Below are 15,663 nucleotides of genomic sequence, written 5' to 3'. Positions count from 1 at the left end.
ATGCCAATTTCCCATAAAAGTACGCCCAAACCGCAGGAATTCGCTGCCATAGACCTGGGTTCGAACAGTTTTCACATGGTGATTGCCCGCGTAGTTGACGGGGCGATGCAGGTTCTCGGCCGCCTGAAACAGCGCGTGCACCTGGCCGACGGGCTGGACAACAACAATGTACTGAGTGAAGAGGCTATCGAACGGGGGCTGAGCTGCCTGGCGCTGTTCGCCGAGCGTTTACAGGGCTTCAGCCCGGCAAATGTCACCATTGTCGGTACACATACCCTGCGCCAGGCGATCAACGCGGAAGATTTTCTGCAGCGCGCCGCCGATGTTATTCCCTATCCGATTGAAGTCATTTCCGGCCATGAAGAGGCTCGTCTGATCTTTATGGGGGTGGAACACACCCAACCGGAAAAGGGCCGTAAGCTGGTCATTGATATCGGTGGGGGGTCGACGGAACTGGTCATCGGTGAGGATTTTGAACCCAGACTGGTTGAAAGCCGCCGCATGGGCTGCGTAAGCTTCGCTAACCTCTATTTCCCCGGTGGCGTCATCAGTAAAGAGAACTTTAATCGTGCCCGCCTGGCCGCCGTGCAAAAGCTTGAAACGCTGGCCTGGCAGTATCGCCTGATGGGCTGGCAGTTTGCCCTTGGTGCCTCTGGCACCATCAAGGCTGCCTGCGAAGTGCTACAGGCGATGGGTGAGAAAGATAAACTGATCACCCCTGAACGCCTGGATATGCTCTTTAACGAGGTGATCAGGCACAAATCCTTTGACGCCCTGAGCCTGCCCGGTCTGTCTGATGAGCGTAAAGGCGTGTTTGTTCCCGGTTTGGCCATCCTGTGCGGCGTCTTTGATGCCCTGGCCATTCGTGAACTGCGCCTGTCTGACGGCGCGCTGCGCGAAGGTGTTCTGTACGAGATGGAAGGTCGTTTCCGTCATCAGGATATTCGCAGCCGTACCGCACAAAGCCTGGCAAACCACTATGCTATCGACAGCGATCAGGCACGCAGGGTACTGGAAACCACCGTTGAGCTTTACGATCAGTGGCGCGACCAGAACACCCGACAGGCGAATCCGCAGCTGGCAGCCCTGCTGAAATGGGCAGCCATGCTGCATGAGGTCGGGCTGACGATTAATCACAGCGGGATGCAGCGGCACTCTGCGTATATCCTGCAGAACACCAACCTGCCCGGATTTAATCAGGATCAGCAAACGCTGCTGGCTACGCTGGTACGCTATCACCGCAAAGGGGTGAAAGTGGAAGATATGCCGCGGCTGACGCTGTTCAAACGTAAGCAGTTCCTGCCGCTGGTCTTTTTACTGCGTCTGGGGGCACTGCTGAACAATCAGCGTCAGGCCACGACCAAACCGACGGCCCTTCAACTGCAAACCGATGAAGGCAACTGGACGCTGACCTTCCCGCGTGACTACTTCAGCCAGAACAATCTGGTTCAGCTGGATTTGGAGCGCGAGCAGACGTACTGGAAGGATGTCACCGGCTGGCAATTAACCATTCAGGAAGAGCCGTAACCCGCGCCTGATGACTGCTAACAGGGCCGATCGAAACAAACGATCGGCCCCCGAGAACTGACCACGATGACACAATACACAGAGCATTATTTTAGTGAGAAATATCACCTCACCGCGCCACACTCTGAGGTAGTGGAGGCGCTGAGGTACCTTGACGGAGGAAGAGCGCTGGATGTCGGCTGCGGAAGCGGGCGCAATACACTGTTTCTGAACAGCAAGGGCTTTGAGGTCACGGCATGGGACAAAAATCCGGACAGTCTGTCACGGCTGAATCAGATCATTGCGGCAGAGGATCTGAGCGGTATTCATACTGCAGAACAGGATCTCAACACGCTGCGTTTTAACGGTGCCTATGAGCTGGTTCTGTCCACCGTCGTGATGATGTTCCTTCAGCCGGAAACGATCCCTCAGCTGATTGCCGATATGCAGGCCAGCACGGTCAGGGATGGGTACAACCTGATTGTCGCCGCGATGGATACACCGGACTACCCCTGCAATCAGGGTTTCCCTTTTGCCTTTCAGTCGGGTGAACTGAGCCACTACTACCGTAAGTGGCATATCGTTAAGTACAACGAAAATGTCGGCCAGTTGCACAGGGTCGATGAAAACGGTGATCGCATTGCCCTGCGTTTTGCTACGCTGCTTGCTCAGAAAGGCAGTATCAAAGCCTGATCCCGTTGCGGGGTCGTTGTGCATAAGCCAGCTCGGTCAGAGGGACGGGGGAACCAATAATGTCCCCCTGCAGATAGTCGACGCCCAGTTTGCGCAGGGCCTCTGCGTTTTCTTCAGAATCCACGCAGCCTGCAACAATCTGCATACGCTTCAGCCGGGCGACCACACAAATTGATTCAATAATCTGATAATCCAGACTGTTGCACAGCATGTTGCGCACAAAGCTGCCGTCAATTTTCAGCATATCAACCTGCACCAGTTTCAGGCGTGAATAGCTGGCGTAGCCGGTACCAAAATCGTCGATGGCCACCCGGCATCCCAGCTGGCGGAGTTGCGCTATCGAACGGTTACCCCAACTGTGATCGGTCAGCATGGGTGACTCTTCAACCTCAATAATCAGCTGCCACGGTTCGATACCATTGACCTTCAGGCGTAAGGCTATTTCCTCAACAAACTGCGGACGACACAGCGTAGCGGCAAACAGGTTGACGGCCAGCCTGATACCGGGAAGCTGCTCGCTGTGGCGCTGAATAAAGGCCAGCGCCTGATCCAGCATCATGCTATCAACGTCCCACGTCAGACCAAACTCATGTACGACAGGTAAAAAACTCTGCGGATTGATCTGCTCCCCCTGCTCGTTGACCATTCTCAGCAGAATTTCATAATAGTCATCACCGCGCACCCCGCGTATCTTTTGTGCCAGCAGGCGAATACCGGCATGCTGCAGCGCCCACTGAATATCATGCAGCATGGCCAGTTTTCCGGTGATCTGCTGCTGTGCAGGGACATTGGCCTTCTGCTGCATATTTTCCGCATGACCGCTCTGCAGCGATATTTCCGCCCTGGCACTCATCTCTCCCAGCAGTTCATACAAATACTGTACGGGCGGGATGACCGTACAGTAGCTGATCCCCACATCAGGGTGGATTGGCAGGCCGTCCCAACTCAGTTGATAATCCTTTAGCCGGGCCTCCAGGCGTTCAATTCGCGGCTGATGACCTGCCATTTCAAGCCGCAAGACAAGATCGAAACCGGGCAATTGATAGATATCTTCTCCCGGTTGTAAACACGGTTGCAGATGAACAGCCAGACTGCGTTTGTACTGAATACGCAGTTGAAGGCCGTAAGTACGGCTCAGGCGATCCAGATCGGGAATACGCAGGAAGCACAGTGCTGAACCTGAACTGACGGCAAGATCCTGCCCTAATGCACGTAAATTGGGCAGGCCGATCACCGGATCGGTGAGCGCCATCTCCCGGGCTTTCGCCAGCAGCCTACGCTGCCGGGTGCTGATGGCTGACATGAGCAGAATGGTCAGTGTAAAGACCAGCAGGTTCGCCGATACGACCGCCAAATCATGGGGTTCAACGGCAGGATCCATAAAACGGTCGTGAAGCTGATACAGAACAACCAGCAGGGCGCCCCAGGAGACAGAAGTAAACAGATAGCCAAAACGTAACGCGCTCCACAGCATCAGCGGCAGTAAAAAGGGAATGCCATACTCAGTGGTCAGCAGGTTATCAGGGGTATGTTTAAACTGCGTCAGCATGGTCACAGACATCATGAGCAGTACCACCCAGGCCAACCATTCGCGCAAGGTTGCCGTCGGGGAGAACTCCTGTTTACAGCGCGCTTTTGCTATAGAAAAAAAACGTGGGTTACGCACAATGCGGATGACAAAGTAGAACATCTGCACCATTGCGATTGAAGACAATAGCGTTGACTGATAATTCAGCAGGGTTTGCAGTGAAAATGAGTTACGTACAAAAATAGAATTGATCTCAGGCAGAATACCTAAGGGCATCATGGCCTGGATAAACAGCGTAAACAGCGTGGGCACGGCAAATGCCAGCCAGAACAGACGCCGGCCAACCTGGGTTAAATCACCAAAACTGATGCCCCAGCGTTTTTTTGTCTGGCTGCGATATCCTCCCCAACATAGCGTTAACGTCACCATAAAAATGGCGATAATGACTATCGCCTGAGGGGCGGTGTAGCTGGAAAAATAGTGCCAGCATAGCGCGGCAAAAATACCCGGCAGCGCTGCCCAGTCAAAGACCATCAGCATGGCGATCATCATCGCCAATGGCAGGTAGATCAGGTACACATAGCCGTCAGGTAACCATAGCCGTACCGAAAGCGTGGCAGCCAGTGGCATCAGGAGCAACGCCAGCAGAAATGGCAGCCCCCACCAGCAATGGGTAAATTTTGTCAGCAACACCGATTTTTTCATTGAGTTATTATGTAGTCTAAAATGAATTTGCAGGTTTTATTCTTAGATGATCAGCTATTATTCATTGCTTATCAATTAGAAGGCTTTGTTAAATCTTGCGCTATAGTAGAGGTTAAATCTCACAATAAATTGATTTAAGTCAATTTTGCTGTAATTGCGTTGATAGACAGCCGATTGAGTTAATGCTTCATTTAACAATAAAAAGCGCGTTTCGCCCGCCCTGTTGCTCCCCGCTGTGGCCCTTTTTCTCATTGACCTTCCCACCTGATTTGTGCGTAAATTAGCCACCGCCCTTTGGGTATACTTCAGGAAAAACTGCGTGAACAGCGCTATGTCATTCAGAAAACGTCAAAAAACAGGTCGCATGACCCGAGTTATTTTACTGGTCAGCTTTATTATATTATTAGGACGCCTGATTTATGTCGTTCCCGGTGCTATTGAGCATCATCAGCAGAAAAAAAATCCGCCTGCGGTTCCTGTCACCGTCGTTAACGATAAATAGCCACTGCCCGCCGGGCATGTTAACAGACGCTTTTCGGAGCTTTTGCCGCCCCGCTTGTGCCTGAAATCAGCTAAACTATAGCCTCGTTTCGTCTTCCTCTTTTAGCCAGACAAAAGGATGTTGTATGTCTGTAGCGCATTCCCATGTTCAGCAGTTGGCTGAAATTCGTAGCCGTATTCTTAATCTGCTGCTGAATGATAAAGATCTTGTCGATACCCTACACGAGCGCCCGCTGCGTGAGTCTGCCGCTGAAGCAGAAGCGCATCGTGAGCAGGTGGCGGAGATCCAGCGGACCCTCCCCCTGCTGCATGCGGCCGATATTGCAGACCTGCTGGAAGCGCTCCCGGAAGATGAGCGCCTGGCACTGTGGCGTCTGATTGGTAATGACCGCCGGGGCCGTGTACTGGTTGAGGCCTCTGAAAACGTTTGGGAAAGCCTGATAGAAGAAATGAGCGATCGCGACCTGCTGCGCGCCATCGCCCCGCTGGATATTGATGACCAGGCTTATCTGGCAAAATACCTTTCCCGTGATTTAACCGGCCGCCTGCTGACCTCTCTCGATCCGGAACTGCGCTCCCGTGTGCTGGATGTGATGCATTTCGACCGGGACCGGGTTGGCCGCATCATGGATTTCAAAATGGTGACGGTGCGTGCGGATGTCACGCTGGCAACCGTACAGCGCTTCCTGCGCAGTAAAAAAACCATCCCGGAGGGAACGGACAAACTGTTTGTTACCGGCAAAAATAACAAACTCCTTGGCGAACTCCCGCTGACTGAAATTCTGCTGAACACCCCGGAAAAGCAGGTTTCAGACGTCATGAATACCAAACCCACCACCTTCCTGATTGATGATAAAGCCGAAGATGCTGCCGGGGCGTTCGAACGTTACAACCTGATCTCTGCTGCGGTTATCGATGCCAAAGGCAAGCTGATGGGCCGTGTCACCATCGAAGATGTGATCGACCTGGTGAATGAAGAGAACGACAGCAACATTCGTAAAATGGGTGGCGTTAACCCGGAAGAGGATGTCTTCGCGCCGGTACGCAAATCAGTGCGCACCCGCTGGGCCTGGCTGGCCATCAATCTTTGTACCGCGTTTATTGCCTCGCGGGTGATTGGTATGTTTGAGGAAACCATTTCTCAGCTGGTCGCGCTGGCAGCGCTGATGCCTATCGTCGCCGGGATCGGCGGCAATACCGGTAATCAGACTATCACCATGATCGTGCGTGCGCTGGCCCTGCACCAGGTCGAGCCGGGCAACTTTTCCTTCCTGATTGGTCGTGAACTGGGCGTTGCCTTAATTAATGGCGTGTTCTGGGGCGGGATCATGGGCGGCGTGACCTGGGCGATGTACGGCAATCCGGCCCTCGGCGGTGTCATGATGCTGGCGATGGTACTTAATCTGCTGCTGGCTGCGCTGATGGGGGTGCTGATACCGCTTATGATGACCAAATTAAAACGCGATCCGGCCGTCGGTTCCAGCGTCCTTATCACCGCGCTGACGGACACCGGTGGCTTTTTTATCTTCCTCGGCCTTGCCACCCTGTTCCTGATCCACTGACTGTTAAGAAAGTACGCACATTGTTATAAAATGATAATTAATGGTTATTATTGTGATTCATAACGCAGAAAACTCCCTCATCAGCGCCTAATCTAACAAAAAATAACAAACCTTCTCGTTATTTCCCCCCTCCCGGGGCTCAGGATTGCCTGGGCCCCGGGACAGGATAACTGTTGCCTGAATAAAGGACATCGCCCTGCTCTTTAGCCGAAAAGGAAGCCCTATGAACTCACCCAACGCCGTTATCTCTTCTTCTGTGGTCAGCGACAGAGAAGAGAATGCCTGGAAACGTGCCGTCTGGCGCATCCTGCCGATCCTGACGGTAAGCTATATTTTTGCCTACCTCGACCGGATTAACGTCGGCATCGCCAAACTGCAAATGTCCAGCGACCTGGCTTTTTCTGAAACCGTCTACGGACTGGGTGCCGGGATTTTTTTTATAGGTTTTTTCTTCTTCCAGGTCCCCAGTAATATCGCGCTGCACCGCTTTGGTGCCCGTCGCCTGCTGGCGGGACTGCTGGCGTCCTGGGCGATTATCGCTCCGCTGACTGCGCTGGTTTCCACCCCCTTTCAGTTTTATGCCGTGCGTTTCCTGCTCGGCCTGACAGAGTCCGGATTTTACCCCGGGGTGATCCTCTACCTCTCCCTGTGGTTCCCCTCTTACCGTCGCGGAAAAATGTTTGCTCTGTTTGCTGCTGCCGTGCCGCTATCAGGGCTGCTGGGCGGCCCTCTCTCCGGCTGGATTATGGAATATTTCCATAACGCTCACGGTCTGGCCGGCTGGAAGTGGCTGTTTATTATTCAGGGCACCCCCTCTCTGCTGATTGGCATTCTGGTGTTCTTCCTGCTGCCCGACCGGATTGAAAACGCCCGCTGGCTGAGCGCAGAAGAGAAAGTCATGCTGCGTACCCGCCTGCAGGAAGACGCCGTGCAGGACGCCACAGCTGAGCAGGCGACGATGAGCAGCGTCCTGCGAAACGGCAAGCTGTGGCTGTTAACCTTTATCTATTTTTGCCTGATCGCCGGGTTTTATACCGTCAGCTTCTGGCTGCCGACGCTGGTGCGCAACGCCGGGGTGGAGGATGTCTTCACCGTCGGTCTGCTGACGACGATCCCGTATGCCGCGGCGATTGTCACGATGATCGTCGCCTCGCGCAGCGCCGACCGCCACCGTGAACGCCGCTGGCACCTGGCAGGCATTGCCGTGCTCAGCGGTGTCGGGATGGTGATATCTGCCCTTTACAGCGACAACCTGGTTATCGCCATGTTTGGCCTGACGCTGGGCGCGGCGGGAGGGCTGAGTACCCTGCCCCTGTTCTGGAGCCTGCCGACGGCTTTCCTCGGCGGCACCATGGCAGCCGTCGGTATCGCGCTGATTAACTCTTTTGGTAACCTGGCCGGATTTGTCGCCCCTTACCTGATGGGCATTCTGACCGACCTTACACACTCTACGCTGACCGGCATGATGATTATCTCCTGCACGCTGTTCGTGGGCGCGGCGGCCATCTTTTTCATTCCCGGTCGCATCGTCAACCGCTAACATCAATGAGGAACACTATGAATATCGTTGTCACCGGCGCAGCCGGATTCCTGGGAAAAAAACTGCTTCAGGCCCTGCTGGCAAAAGGATCGCTGAACGATGCCCACGGACAACCGCAGGTCATTAAGCAGATCACGGCCATTGATATCATCCCCGTCAGCGGCATTGAAGACCCGCGCCTCACCGTACGCTGTGGGGACATCAGCAGCCGCAGCGAACTGGAAACCCTGATTGATGCGCGAACGGACAGCGTTTTTCATCTGGCGGCTATCGTCTCCGGACAGGCTGAACAGGACTTCGACCTGGGAATGAAGATTAACGTGGATGCCGCCCGTCAGATAATGGAAAGGCTGCGTGCTTTACCGCAGTGCGTGCGCCTGGTCACCACCAGCTCCGTCGCCGTTTTTGGCGGGGCGCTCCCCGACAAAGTGCCGGACGACCAGGTGTGGAGGCCGCAGAGCTCTTACGGCACGCAGAAAGCCATCAATGACCTGCTCCTGTCTGATTACAGCCGCAGGGGATTCCTGGACGGACGCAGCCTGCGTATGCCCACCATTGTTGTGCGTCCGGGGAAACCGAACGCTGCTGCCTCCAGCTTTGCCAGCGGTATTATTCGCGAACCGCTCAACGGTGAGAAAGCTAACTGCCCTGTCAGCCCGGCCACCCGGCTGTGGCTGATGTCTCCGGCCAGAGCGGTACAGGCGCTGATCCTCGGCCATGAACTGAAAAGCGCAGACCTGGATCAGGGGCGGGTGATCAATCTGAACGGACTGTCAGTGACCGTAGAGGAAATGCTGGCTTCGCTCCGGCGTATCAGCGGTGACGAGGTGCTTTCCCGCATCAGCTATCAGCCTGATCAGGCCATTATCAATATCGTCAACTCCTGGCCGGGCGATTTCCACGCCAGCTATGCCCATCGCCTGGGCTTCAGGGCAAATAACTCATTTGATGAGATGGTCAGGGAGTATCTGGCGGAGAGTGATGCCGCGTAATCGCTTTGCTCAGATTGAGTTTTAACGCGGCGGCAGCGGTTTCCTGAATATGCCCGGGAACGCAATAGCCGCCGCGCTGGCTCAGCCATGTCAGCACCTCGGCAAGATGCCAGATGGTCGCTGCCCCTTCATGCACCGGTGGTGGAAAAGTCAGGTAGTGTGTCAGCATCAGCTTGCGCATGTTTTGCCGGGTCATCCCAATCAGATCGGCCACGTCCGTCAGACCCACATAATCCGGTGAGACTTCAAACAGGCGGGCCGCCGGCATCACCGTATTAATCTGCTGTAAAGCGCTCTCCATTGCCTGACCTGCCGATGGCGCTTAACGAATAAACTCCAGCGCCATTCGTCCCGGAATACCGAGGCCAATCAGGGCATCCCCACAGCCCGCCGTCGCCAGACGTTCAACCAGTACGTCAGCAGACGGTGCCTGGTCAGCTAGCTGATATTTCAGTGTAAACGTGTATTCCATGGCAGCTGAGTCCTTCCATTGCTTTGAAATTGCTGGCGCAGTGTGCAGTGATCGACCACCCGTCTGAGCTGTTTTGCGTGATTCACTGCATTTTTGGGCGTACACCACACGCAGCAAATACAAAACTCCCCTGCGGCGGGAAGGTCAAGAAGCCGTCAGGTCAGATCCCGGGATTTTCTTTTTGCAGATTGTCCTCACCCAAACCGCCGATAAAGGGTAAGCGCATCTGGAGCGGCGCGAAACCGAGCCCCAGATTCAGCCCCAGCACGTTAATTTCAATGCCCTCCTGAGCGCCGAGCGTGACCGCCGCCACCCCCAGCACTGACACCTGAACCCCGCGTCCGGAAGGCGGCAGCCCAATCGGGTTAAGCAGAGAGCGATAGTCTTTACCGATCGCGTTAGCGGGCAAATTCAGCTTTAACGCCGGGACTTCCCGCCCGATATGCGCCAGGAAAGTATTGCTGTTGGGGCCAGGCCAGGCATGATAGGTCCGTGGCCAGGGATAAGAGACAATCGCCGCCACAATCTGAGGGATCATCGCTTCCGCCTCTGCCCCCCGGTGTTCCACCAGCAGACGGGGACGTGCACCGTACCAGAAGGCATCAGGTAAATTACTGTTTCGCCGTACTTTATCTTCGCTTCCCCAGCTAATCACCTCATAACGGGTATAGCGGGTTTCGCCGGCACGTTTATAGATAATCCACGGGTGTACGGCCACCGCCCCCTTCCAGCCATAGGTCGGGGCGGCATAGACCTGCACAGTAGCCAGACGGGCAAAGCGCTGGGGGTCGGGGGCCTGCCCGGAGGCGTCGCGCCGTGCCGTCGCCCAGCCCCCCTGTCCGCCGGTCTCATGATGGCGCGTGGCCGCAGTCAGGCTGGCTCCCAGTGACAGCAGCATAATGCAGAGCACAATCAGGCTCAGGGCTTTCAGTGAGAACATAATGGGGCTTTCCTGGCAATGAAGGTTTACCAGCATACCTTAATGTACGGGGATACGCAGTGCCCGGAGGATCCACGCCCCGGATGGGGGTTTACACGCGTCCTCATCACGTTAAGATAACGGGCAATGACAGGGAGGACAGCATGAATATTACCGTATCAGACTGTGTGTCGCTTGCCGCGTTCATTGTCTCTATCGTCAGTTTACGTTATGCGAAACAACAGCATCAGCAGTCCAGGATCGCCACACACAATGATTACCGTTCCTACCTTGCTGAACAGCATGCCCCCTACCGTCAGGCGCTAAAAAAGATTCGCCAGCAGCACAAAGAACAGATTGCCCACCTCAGCAGCCTGGCAGGCACGACGCTGACCGACGTCGTACAGCAGTACGATGAATATGATCTCAACAATCACACGCCGCGTTATTTACGCCACCTGCTGCATGAAAGTGCCGGGATGATTTTTTGGGCATTCCGTGGCCAGCTCGGCTGGCAAACTGCAGAAAACCTGACCTGGCGGCTGGCATCGTTTATTCATATTGAAGACCAGCTCCCGCTGCCAGAGCATCGCTCAGGGGATGCCGATTTCAGGGAGCGCTCACAGCAAAAATACCGTTCCGATCCCAATCATCTTCTTGAAAACGATCTGAAAAAAGAGGCTTATTTTTGCGATCTGGTCTGGGAATTAAAATCACGTATCGATCCGCAAAGACATGCAGAGCTGTTGTTAACCCTGCAACGTGATATTGATCCTTTACGAACCGGGCTTGCCAGACTGCAACCTCAATTTGCGGCAAGCGCAGCGATCCTTGAGGAGATGCTTGCAGAAGGCATTACTGAACACTTTTCACTGACCGAGTCCGGGGAACTGTATCAGGCGATGAAAAAATACACCGCAACACTGAAGACGTTGAGCCAACTCAGGTTTCAGGACGTCAGTGAACAATATGCCGATAAATACCCGAACGCCGTTTCCCTCAGCATTCATACCTGCGCCGTACTGCATATGATCCAGAGCGTTTCTCTGTGGGGAGATGAGGCATAATACTATGATAATCCCGCAACTCCGGAGCAGATGAATGCGCTATGAATTTACCGAGGTCCTTAACGACCTGATTGACTATTTTCTGCTGGGTGACATTCGCCTGCTGCAAAAATTTAAACAGGATAACGGGCTCGGTGATGACCTGGCTGCCGAATTTATCAGCAACACCAGCGCAGACAGGGCGGTAGAGAGCGGCATCGTCATTCCCCTGGCGGGCATTGAAAATTATCCGTACACAATTATTTTCTCCCTGTCGAATGACACCCCGGAGCTGCTTAAACCGGAGAGCCGTTTGCAACTCCGGCGCGGCGGTTATCTATTACAGGTTGAAAACCGGCGTGTTCTCCTGTTCACATGGCGGATCCTGCAAAACTTTACCGATTCGGAAATCAGCTTACTTCAGCAACTTTATGATGAATCTGGCCGGCCACAAATCGAGGTCGAAAATGGCCTTTATGATGTGGAGATCCTCGGCGGTGAAGTGCTCAGAGACGGGTACTATGAGCCTGCTTTTGAGTTTGTATTCAAGAAAACGACACGTACGCATACGACGCCAGACGTCGATAGCAGCTATCGATTTACCCTCGACAGCGATACCTATTAATCATCCAGAGGCCATATCAGCTATGCATTCAGATCCCCATCCTTCTGCTGCCGCCAGCGACCTGCCTCCACTGGTCTGGCCCGAATTTACCGATAACAGTGCACGACTGGACTGGTGGCGCAGCTGCGTCCAGGCCTGGCTGGCACAATGGGACAATCCTTCCCCCCCGACCCCGGTCAGCGCCAGTGAGATCAGCGCACTCGAAGCGCGTCTGGGCTGCCCCCTTCCCCCGTTACTCCATACCTACCACCAGCAGATTGGCGTGCTGGACCTGGCGGAAACGCTGTGCAGCGTGGCCCCCGCCAAATACGCCAGCATTGAACCGCTGCATAACGCCTATCCCGGCATTAGTGACATTCTGGAAGATGCCCCCGATGCCGATGCGCTTTGGGCGCTGGTTAACCGGCTGGTGGTCTTCGGTGACTATCTGGGTAACGGCAATATGTGGTGCTTTCATGTTGAGACTGGCGAGGTGTGGTACTTCGATCACGACAGCTCGCCGATGCTGACGCAGATCTTCAGCGACGTCGGTCAGTATCTCGACGTGCTGATGTTTGTCTGCCTGCTGGCGGTTCACGGCGAAGAGGAAAATGAGGAGCTGCTGCGTGAGCATCTGGGCGATGCCATCGTGGAGAAGTGGATGTATTGAGGAGAAAAACCTCATTCCTGAATAACAAAAAAGCCCGCAAATGCGGGCTTTTTCAAGGGCACTATCCGTTGCTTATCGCAACATCGACAGCGGGGTTATTCCCACTCAATTATCAATTAGCATGTACATACCCAGTAAAATCGGCGTTCATGGATAGAACGAAAATACAACACAATGAAAAGTACCATTAAACATCTAAACGCATTATTCGTTAAATGTCGCAGATTATGCCGAACTAGTCAGAAGTACGTACTCGAATTGACTAAGCAAAACTTCAGGTGCGCCTATAACGCCCTGCGAAACATCAATCACCTTGGTACTGCCCGCATCCTGAAATAAGTGTCGAAGGACTCTCAACCCAATCGGGAATAGTCGATGAGTCATGCTTAGCCATTCCGCACTGAGGTGATACCTCCCAAGCCAGAACACTCCCACGCCAGACAATAGCTATTCAACTAGCTAATGGGTAGTCGCTGGTGATTTGAAAAAACTGCATCAGTCCATCCTGATTAGAGCATTGCCTGAAAAAAACAAACTCCCACGTTTACGCGGGAGTTTGTTTATTACGAGTAAGGTCATTCCCACTGTATAATCAACTACTATATATCACATTGATTTTACTCGTATAAAACCTCGCATCAAATATCGATGCTATAACTAATGGCATGTCTGAAAATATGAACACAGGGAGCATATCCCGATTATCGCACGCAGCCTAGAAACAGCATTACAATCCGATAAGCTGGCTCATAGCAAGACAATACCTTCGAGTCGGGATGTACCTCGCCGTGTAACAGTGCGTTTCGCATGGTGTAAATGGTTTCAATCAATCCCGACAATAGCTCTTCAGACGTGCACTGAAACTCCATCGTTCCGACCTGTAGACGGCCTGTACCTCCACGAAGGAGGTCACGCATAGGGCGTGGGTTGCAGCCGTCATAGACCTGTCGTAGCGTCGTTTGCTGAGCATTCGATAGGTTCGCAGTAAAGTCGGCATGACCATAAACCGAGTTTGGCTCATACAGTGCCTGCACGTGCACGAATTTAACCATTCCAGTACGAACAGAGGTAACAGAGATCTGGATATCGCCGCCCGCAATCTTTTCGGCCTTGTATTCCTGACCGTTTCGCTCAATTCGTTCACGATTGAAGTGCTTCGGCGCGATGCAAACGCTGCGGAGCGAGATTTGCTCATTCACACCCTTCCGCGTCACTTCGAAATGAATGCCATCCAGCCGGCTTTGCAGGTCCGAGATCGCCAGTTTTAATGCCTGCGCCTCGGCGGTGTCGTTATCATTGCGCAGGAGCGCGAGAATACCCCTACGAACCTGATTGGGGTGACCCTTGACCCAATCTAGCATCGCCCGCTCCTGAGTATGTGCAGAGGCATGACGGAACCAAGCATTGAACGCGGCCCAAGCTTTGACGAAAGGGCCTATATAGTCGATTTCGGCTCGGTTCATCCAGTCGGCGGCATGGGGAGGCAGGACCATCAGAACACCTCCTCTGCTTGGTCAAGGAAGGCCATGGCAGCGGGTTCACCGTCTTCAATCGCAATCTCGACGGCGCGTTTTGCCGCCTCTAACAACTTTCGGGCGCGGTAACGGGCATTAAACCCGTCCTGTACGATGTGGGTGACCTGATCCGAAACCGTCCCTATAGCGTCAGGGACAGGGATCGAAAGCAAATCGCCCTCACTGAACCGGGGGTGCTGCGATCCATCTTGACACCATTTCAGTATGGTCTGAACTGGGGCCGACCGCAGAAACACCATCAGGGTTTCTGGCGAGATCACTTTGCCCTTGAGCCGCAGCACGATGAATTCTGATGACCCCACCGAGGGAATTTCATCCCCGACCCTCACCACCGCAACTTCCTTTAGATAGGCACGAAGGCGCGAGATTACCACGTCGCCGTTTTTGAAAAGCTTCTTCGTGCTGCCTATTTCGGCGGCAAAGCTCGGTTCCTTCTCGGAGTCCAGTAGCGGCACCAGCGCGTCGGTCAAGTCATAGTTACGGACGCGCATGGAGGGCGGGGCGCGGTCGGGCGCCCATTGGTCACGGATGCTATCCACCCGGTCTGACAGAAGCTGTCCGGGCAAGGCGGCAAGTGACAGCTTCACCTGTTCCTTAGCAGGCATGAAATACTGGGCATCGAACCGGCCCGAGGCGAATACATCCGACGCGAGGGCAGTGTAGGCGAGCGGCTCGGGCGGGGTCCAGTTGGCAAGGCCAAGCGCGCCAAGAAGAACTGACGACGCTTTTTCTTGCGCAATCAGGATTTCGTTCCGTATCGTAAGCGATGACTGAACAAGAACATGAACACGTTCAGCTAGAGCTTTCCCAAGGTTGGGAACTGGGATGCGATACAAATCATCCTTGGCGATATAGGCAACGAGAAGATTGGTCTTGAGACGATCTTTTAAAATCGCCCCATAGCGGCCAATTAGATGCGCGACGAGCAATGATCGTTGCCATTTTTCATGCGTAGTCAGCTTGTAGCAGGTGCCCGTAACCAGTGTTCGGTTGGGAAAGTCATCAGGCACAACTGCAACTTTTGCAGCCTTGCCCTTGACTTCGATCAAGAGTTCACCGGCCTTTATTCGGCCCTTTGGATACCGCAGCCAATCCGCCTCTGGCACACACGACATTTTATCCGCATTTATGAACGGCGTGGTGATGTCTGCACTCTGCAAAAAGAATGGCAACTCTTGAGAAATACCTTCCTCCCTATCGACGACTTTCGTTGTTTCATAAACAACGCGGTACCCGTCCTTTACGAAATCACCTAGGCGCGGCTCATCCTTTAGCCTACGAAACGCCTCGATGGCGGCCTTGATGAAGAACTCAGGGTCAATTCTTTTCGTGTCATTTTCGACTAATATTTCGCTTTTTCGCAGGACCGTGACTTCAAGCCCCTCCAACA

General features: G+C 53.9%; 15 protein-coding genes. 9 read left to right on the top strand and 6 right to left on the bottom strand.

All coding sequences use genetic code 11. From position 1 onward, the window contains the following. Together ppx and tehB are read left to right on the top strand one after the other, a co-directional pair. Nucleotides 1-1,527, top strand: a complete 1,527-nt coding sequence (gene ppx / locus K6L24_RS05490; RefSeq protein ID WP_062744729.1) for an exopolyphosphatase — start codon at nucleotides 1-3, stop codon at nucleotides 1,525-1,527. A 66-nt stretch (nucleotides 1,528-1,593) separates the two neighbouring features. Beyond that, nucleotides 1,594-2,199, top strand: a complete 606-nt coding sequence (tehB, locus tag K6L24_RS05485; RefSeq protein WP_118663473.1) for a tellurite resistance methyltransferase TehB — start codon at nucleotides 1,594-1,596, stop codon at nucleotides 2,197-2,199. Here tehB and K6L24_RS05480 read toward each other — a convergent pair. Further along, nucleotides 2,189-4,420 carry a sensor domain-containing phosphodiesterase gene (locus tag K6L24_RS05480; protein ID WP_240343561.1) on the bottom strand — a complete coding sequence of 744 codons (2,232 nt, stop codon included), beginning with the start codon at nucleotides 4,418-4,420 and terminating at the stop codon, nucleotides 2,189-2,191. The genes tehB and K6L24_RS05480 overlap by 11 nt on opposite strands. A 331-nt stretch (nucleotides 4,421-4,751) precedes the next feature. Between K6L24_RS05480 and K6L24_RS05475 the strand changes: the two genes are divergently transcribed. The 4 genes from K6L24_RS05475 to denD all read left to right on the top strand — a co-directional run bounded on the left by K6L24_RS05475 (nucleotide 4,752) and on the right by denD (nucleotide 9,027). Further along, entirely contained in the window at nucleotides 4,752-4,934 is a 183-nt protein-coding gene (locus K6L24_RS05475; protein ID WP_062744722.1) for a YfgG family protein, read from the top strand. Nucleotides 4,935-5,058: 124 nt separating this feature from the next. Next, the gene (mgtE, locus tag K6L24_RS05470) at nucleotides 5,059-6,495 is read left to right on the top strand and encodes a magnesium transporter (protein ID WP_062744719.1); all 1,437 of its coding nucleotides are present in this window, start codon (nucleotides 5,059-5,061) and stop codon (nucleotides 6,493-6,495) included. Nucleotides 6,496-6,718: 223 nt separating this feature from the next. Further along, the gene (locus K6L24_RS05465) at nucleotides 6,719-8,035 is read left to right on the top strand and encodes an MFS transporter (RefSeq protein ID WP_062744717.1); all 1,317 of its coding nucleotides are present in this window, start codon (nucleotides 6,719-6,721) and stop codon (nucleotides 8,033-8,035) included. Nucleotides 8,036-8,052: 17 nt separating this feature from the next. Continuing rightward, nucleotides 8,053-9,027, top strand: coding sequence for a D-erythronate dehydrogenase (gene denD / locus K6L24_RS05460; protein WP_222682032.1), 975 nt, complete (start codon nucleotides 8,053-8,055; stop codon nucleotides 9,025-9,027). Here denD and K6L24_RS05455 read toward each other — a convergent pair. The 3 genes from K6L24_RS05455 to K6L24_RS05450 all read right to left on the bottom strand — a co-directional run bounded on the left by K6L24_RS05455 (nucleotide 8,993) and on the right by K6L24_RS05450 (nucleotide 10,439). Next, complete coding sequence (locus K6L24_RS05455; RefSeq protein WP_425333068.1) at nucleotides 8,993-9,328, bottom strand: helix-turn-helix transcriptional regulator; 336 nt, start codon at nucleotides 9,326-9,328, stop codon at nucleotides 8,993-8,995. The genes denD and K6L24_RS05455 overlap by 35 nt on opposite strands. Before the next feature lie 21 nt (nucleotides 9,329-9,349). After that, entirely contained in the window at nucleotides 9,350-9,499 is a 150-nt protein-coding gene (locus tag K6L24_RS22455) for a hypothetical protein (RefSeq protein ID WP_425333067.1), read from the bottom strand. Between the two features lie 160 nt (nucleotides 9,500-9,659). Continuing rightward, entirely contained in the window at nucleotides 9,660-10,439 is a 780-nt protein-coding gene (locus tag K6L24_RS05450; RefSeq protein WP_222682031.1) for a DUF3750 domain-containing protein, read from the bottom strand. A gap of 143 nt (nucleotides 10,440-10,582) precedes the next feature. Between K6L24_RS05450 and K6L24_RS05445 the strand changes: the two genes are divergently transcribed. From K6L24_RS05445 to K6L24_RS05435, 3 genes are read left to right on the top strand one after another with little or no spacing between them, the layout of a single operon-like run. After that, nucleotides 10,583-11,485: a hypothetical protein gene (locus tag K6L24_RS05445; RefSeq protein ID WP_062744706.1), complete on the top strand. Its 903-nt coding sequence runs from the start codon at nucleotides 10,583-10,585 to the stop codon at nucleotides 11,483-11,485. 34 nt (nucleotides 11,486-11,519) lie between these two features. Continuing rightward, on the top strand, nucleotides 11,520-12,089 hold the full coding sequence (locus tag K6L24_RS05440) for a hypothetical protein (protein WP_062744704.1): 570 nt from the start codon (nucleotides 11,520-11,522) through the stop codon (nucleotides 12,087-12,089). 22 nt (nucleotides 12,090-12,111) lie between these two features. Continuing rightward, nucleotides 12,112-12,738, top strand: a complete 627-nt coding sequence (locus K6L24_RS05435; protein ID WP_118663461.1) for an SMI1/KNR4 family protein — start codon at nucleotides 12,112-12,114, stop codon at nucleotides 12,736-12,738. A gap of 701 nt (nucleotides 12,739-13,439) precedes the next feature. Here K6L24_RS05435 and K6L24_RS05430 read toward each other — a convergent pair. Next, complete coding sequence (locus K6L24_RS05430) at nucleotides 13,440-14,231, bottom strand: hypothetical protein (RefSeq protein ID WP_222682030.1); 792 nt, start codon at nucleotides 14,229-14,231, stop codon at nucleotides 13,440-13,442. After that, nucleotides 14,231-15,661 (bottom strand): restriction endonuclease subunit S domain-containing protein, encoded by a 1,431-nt coding sequence (locus K6L24_RS05425; protein WP_222682029.1) that lies wholly within the window; start codon nucleotides 15,659-15,661, stop codon nucleotides 14,231-14,233. Before K6L24_RS05425 ends, K6L24_RS05430 begins: the two co-directional genes overlap by 1 nt. Between the last annotated feature and the right edge of the window lie 2 nt (nucleotides 15,662-15,663).

The organism is Erwinia persicina (genome assembly GCF_019844095.1).
GTDB classification, from domain to species: Bacteria; Pseudomonadota; Gammaproteobacteria; order Enterobacterales; family Enterobacteriaceae; genus Erwinia; species Erwinia persicina.
The sequence above is the reverse complement of the archived record's forward strand: the minus strand, read 5'-3'. Positions and strand labels throughout refer to the sequence as shown.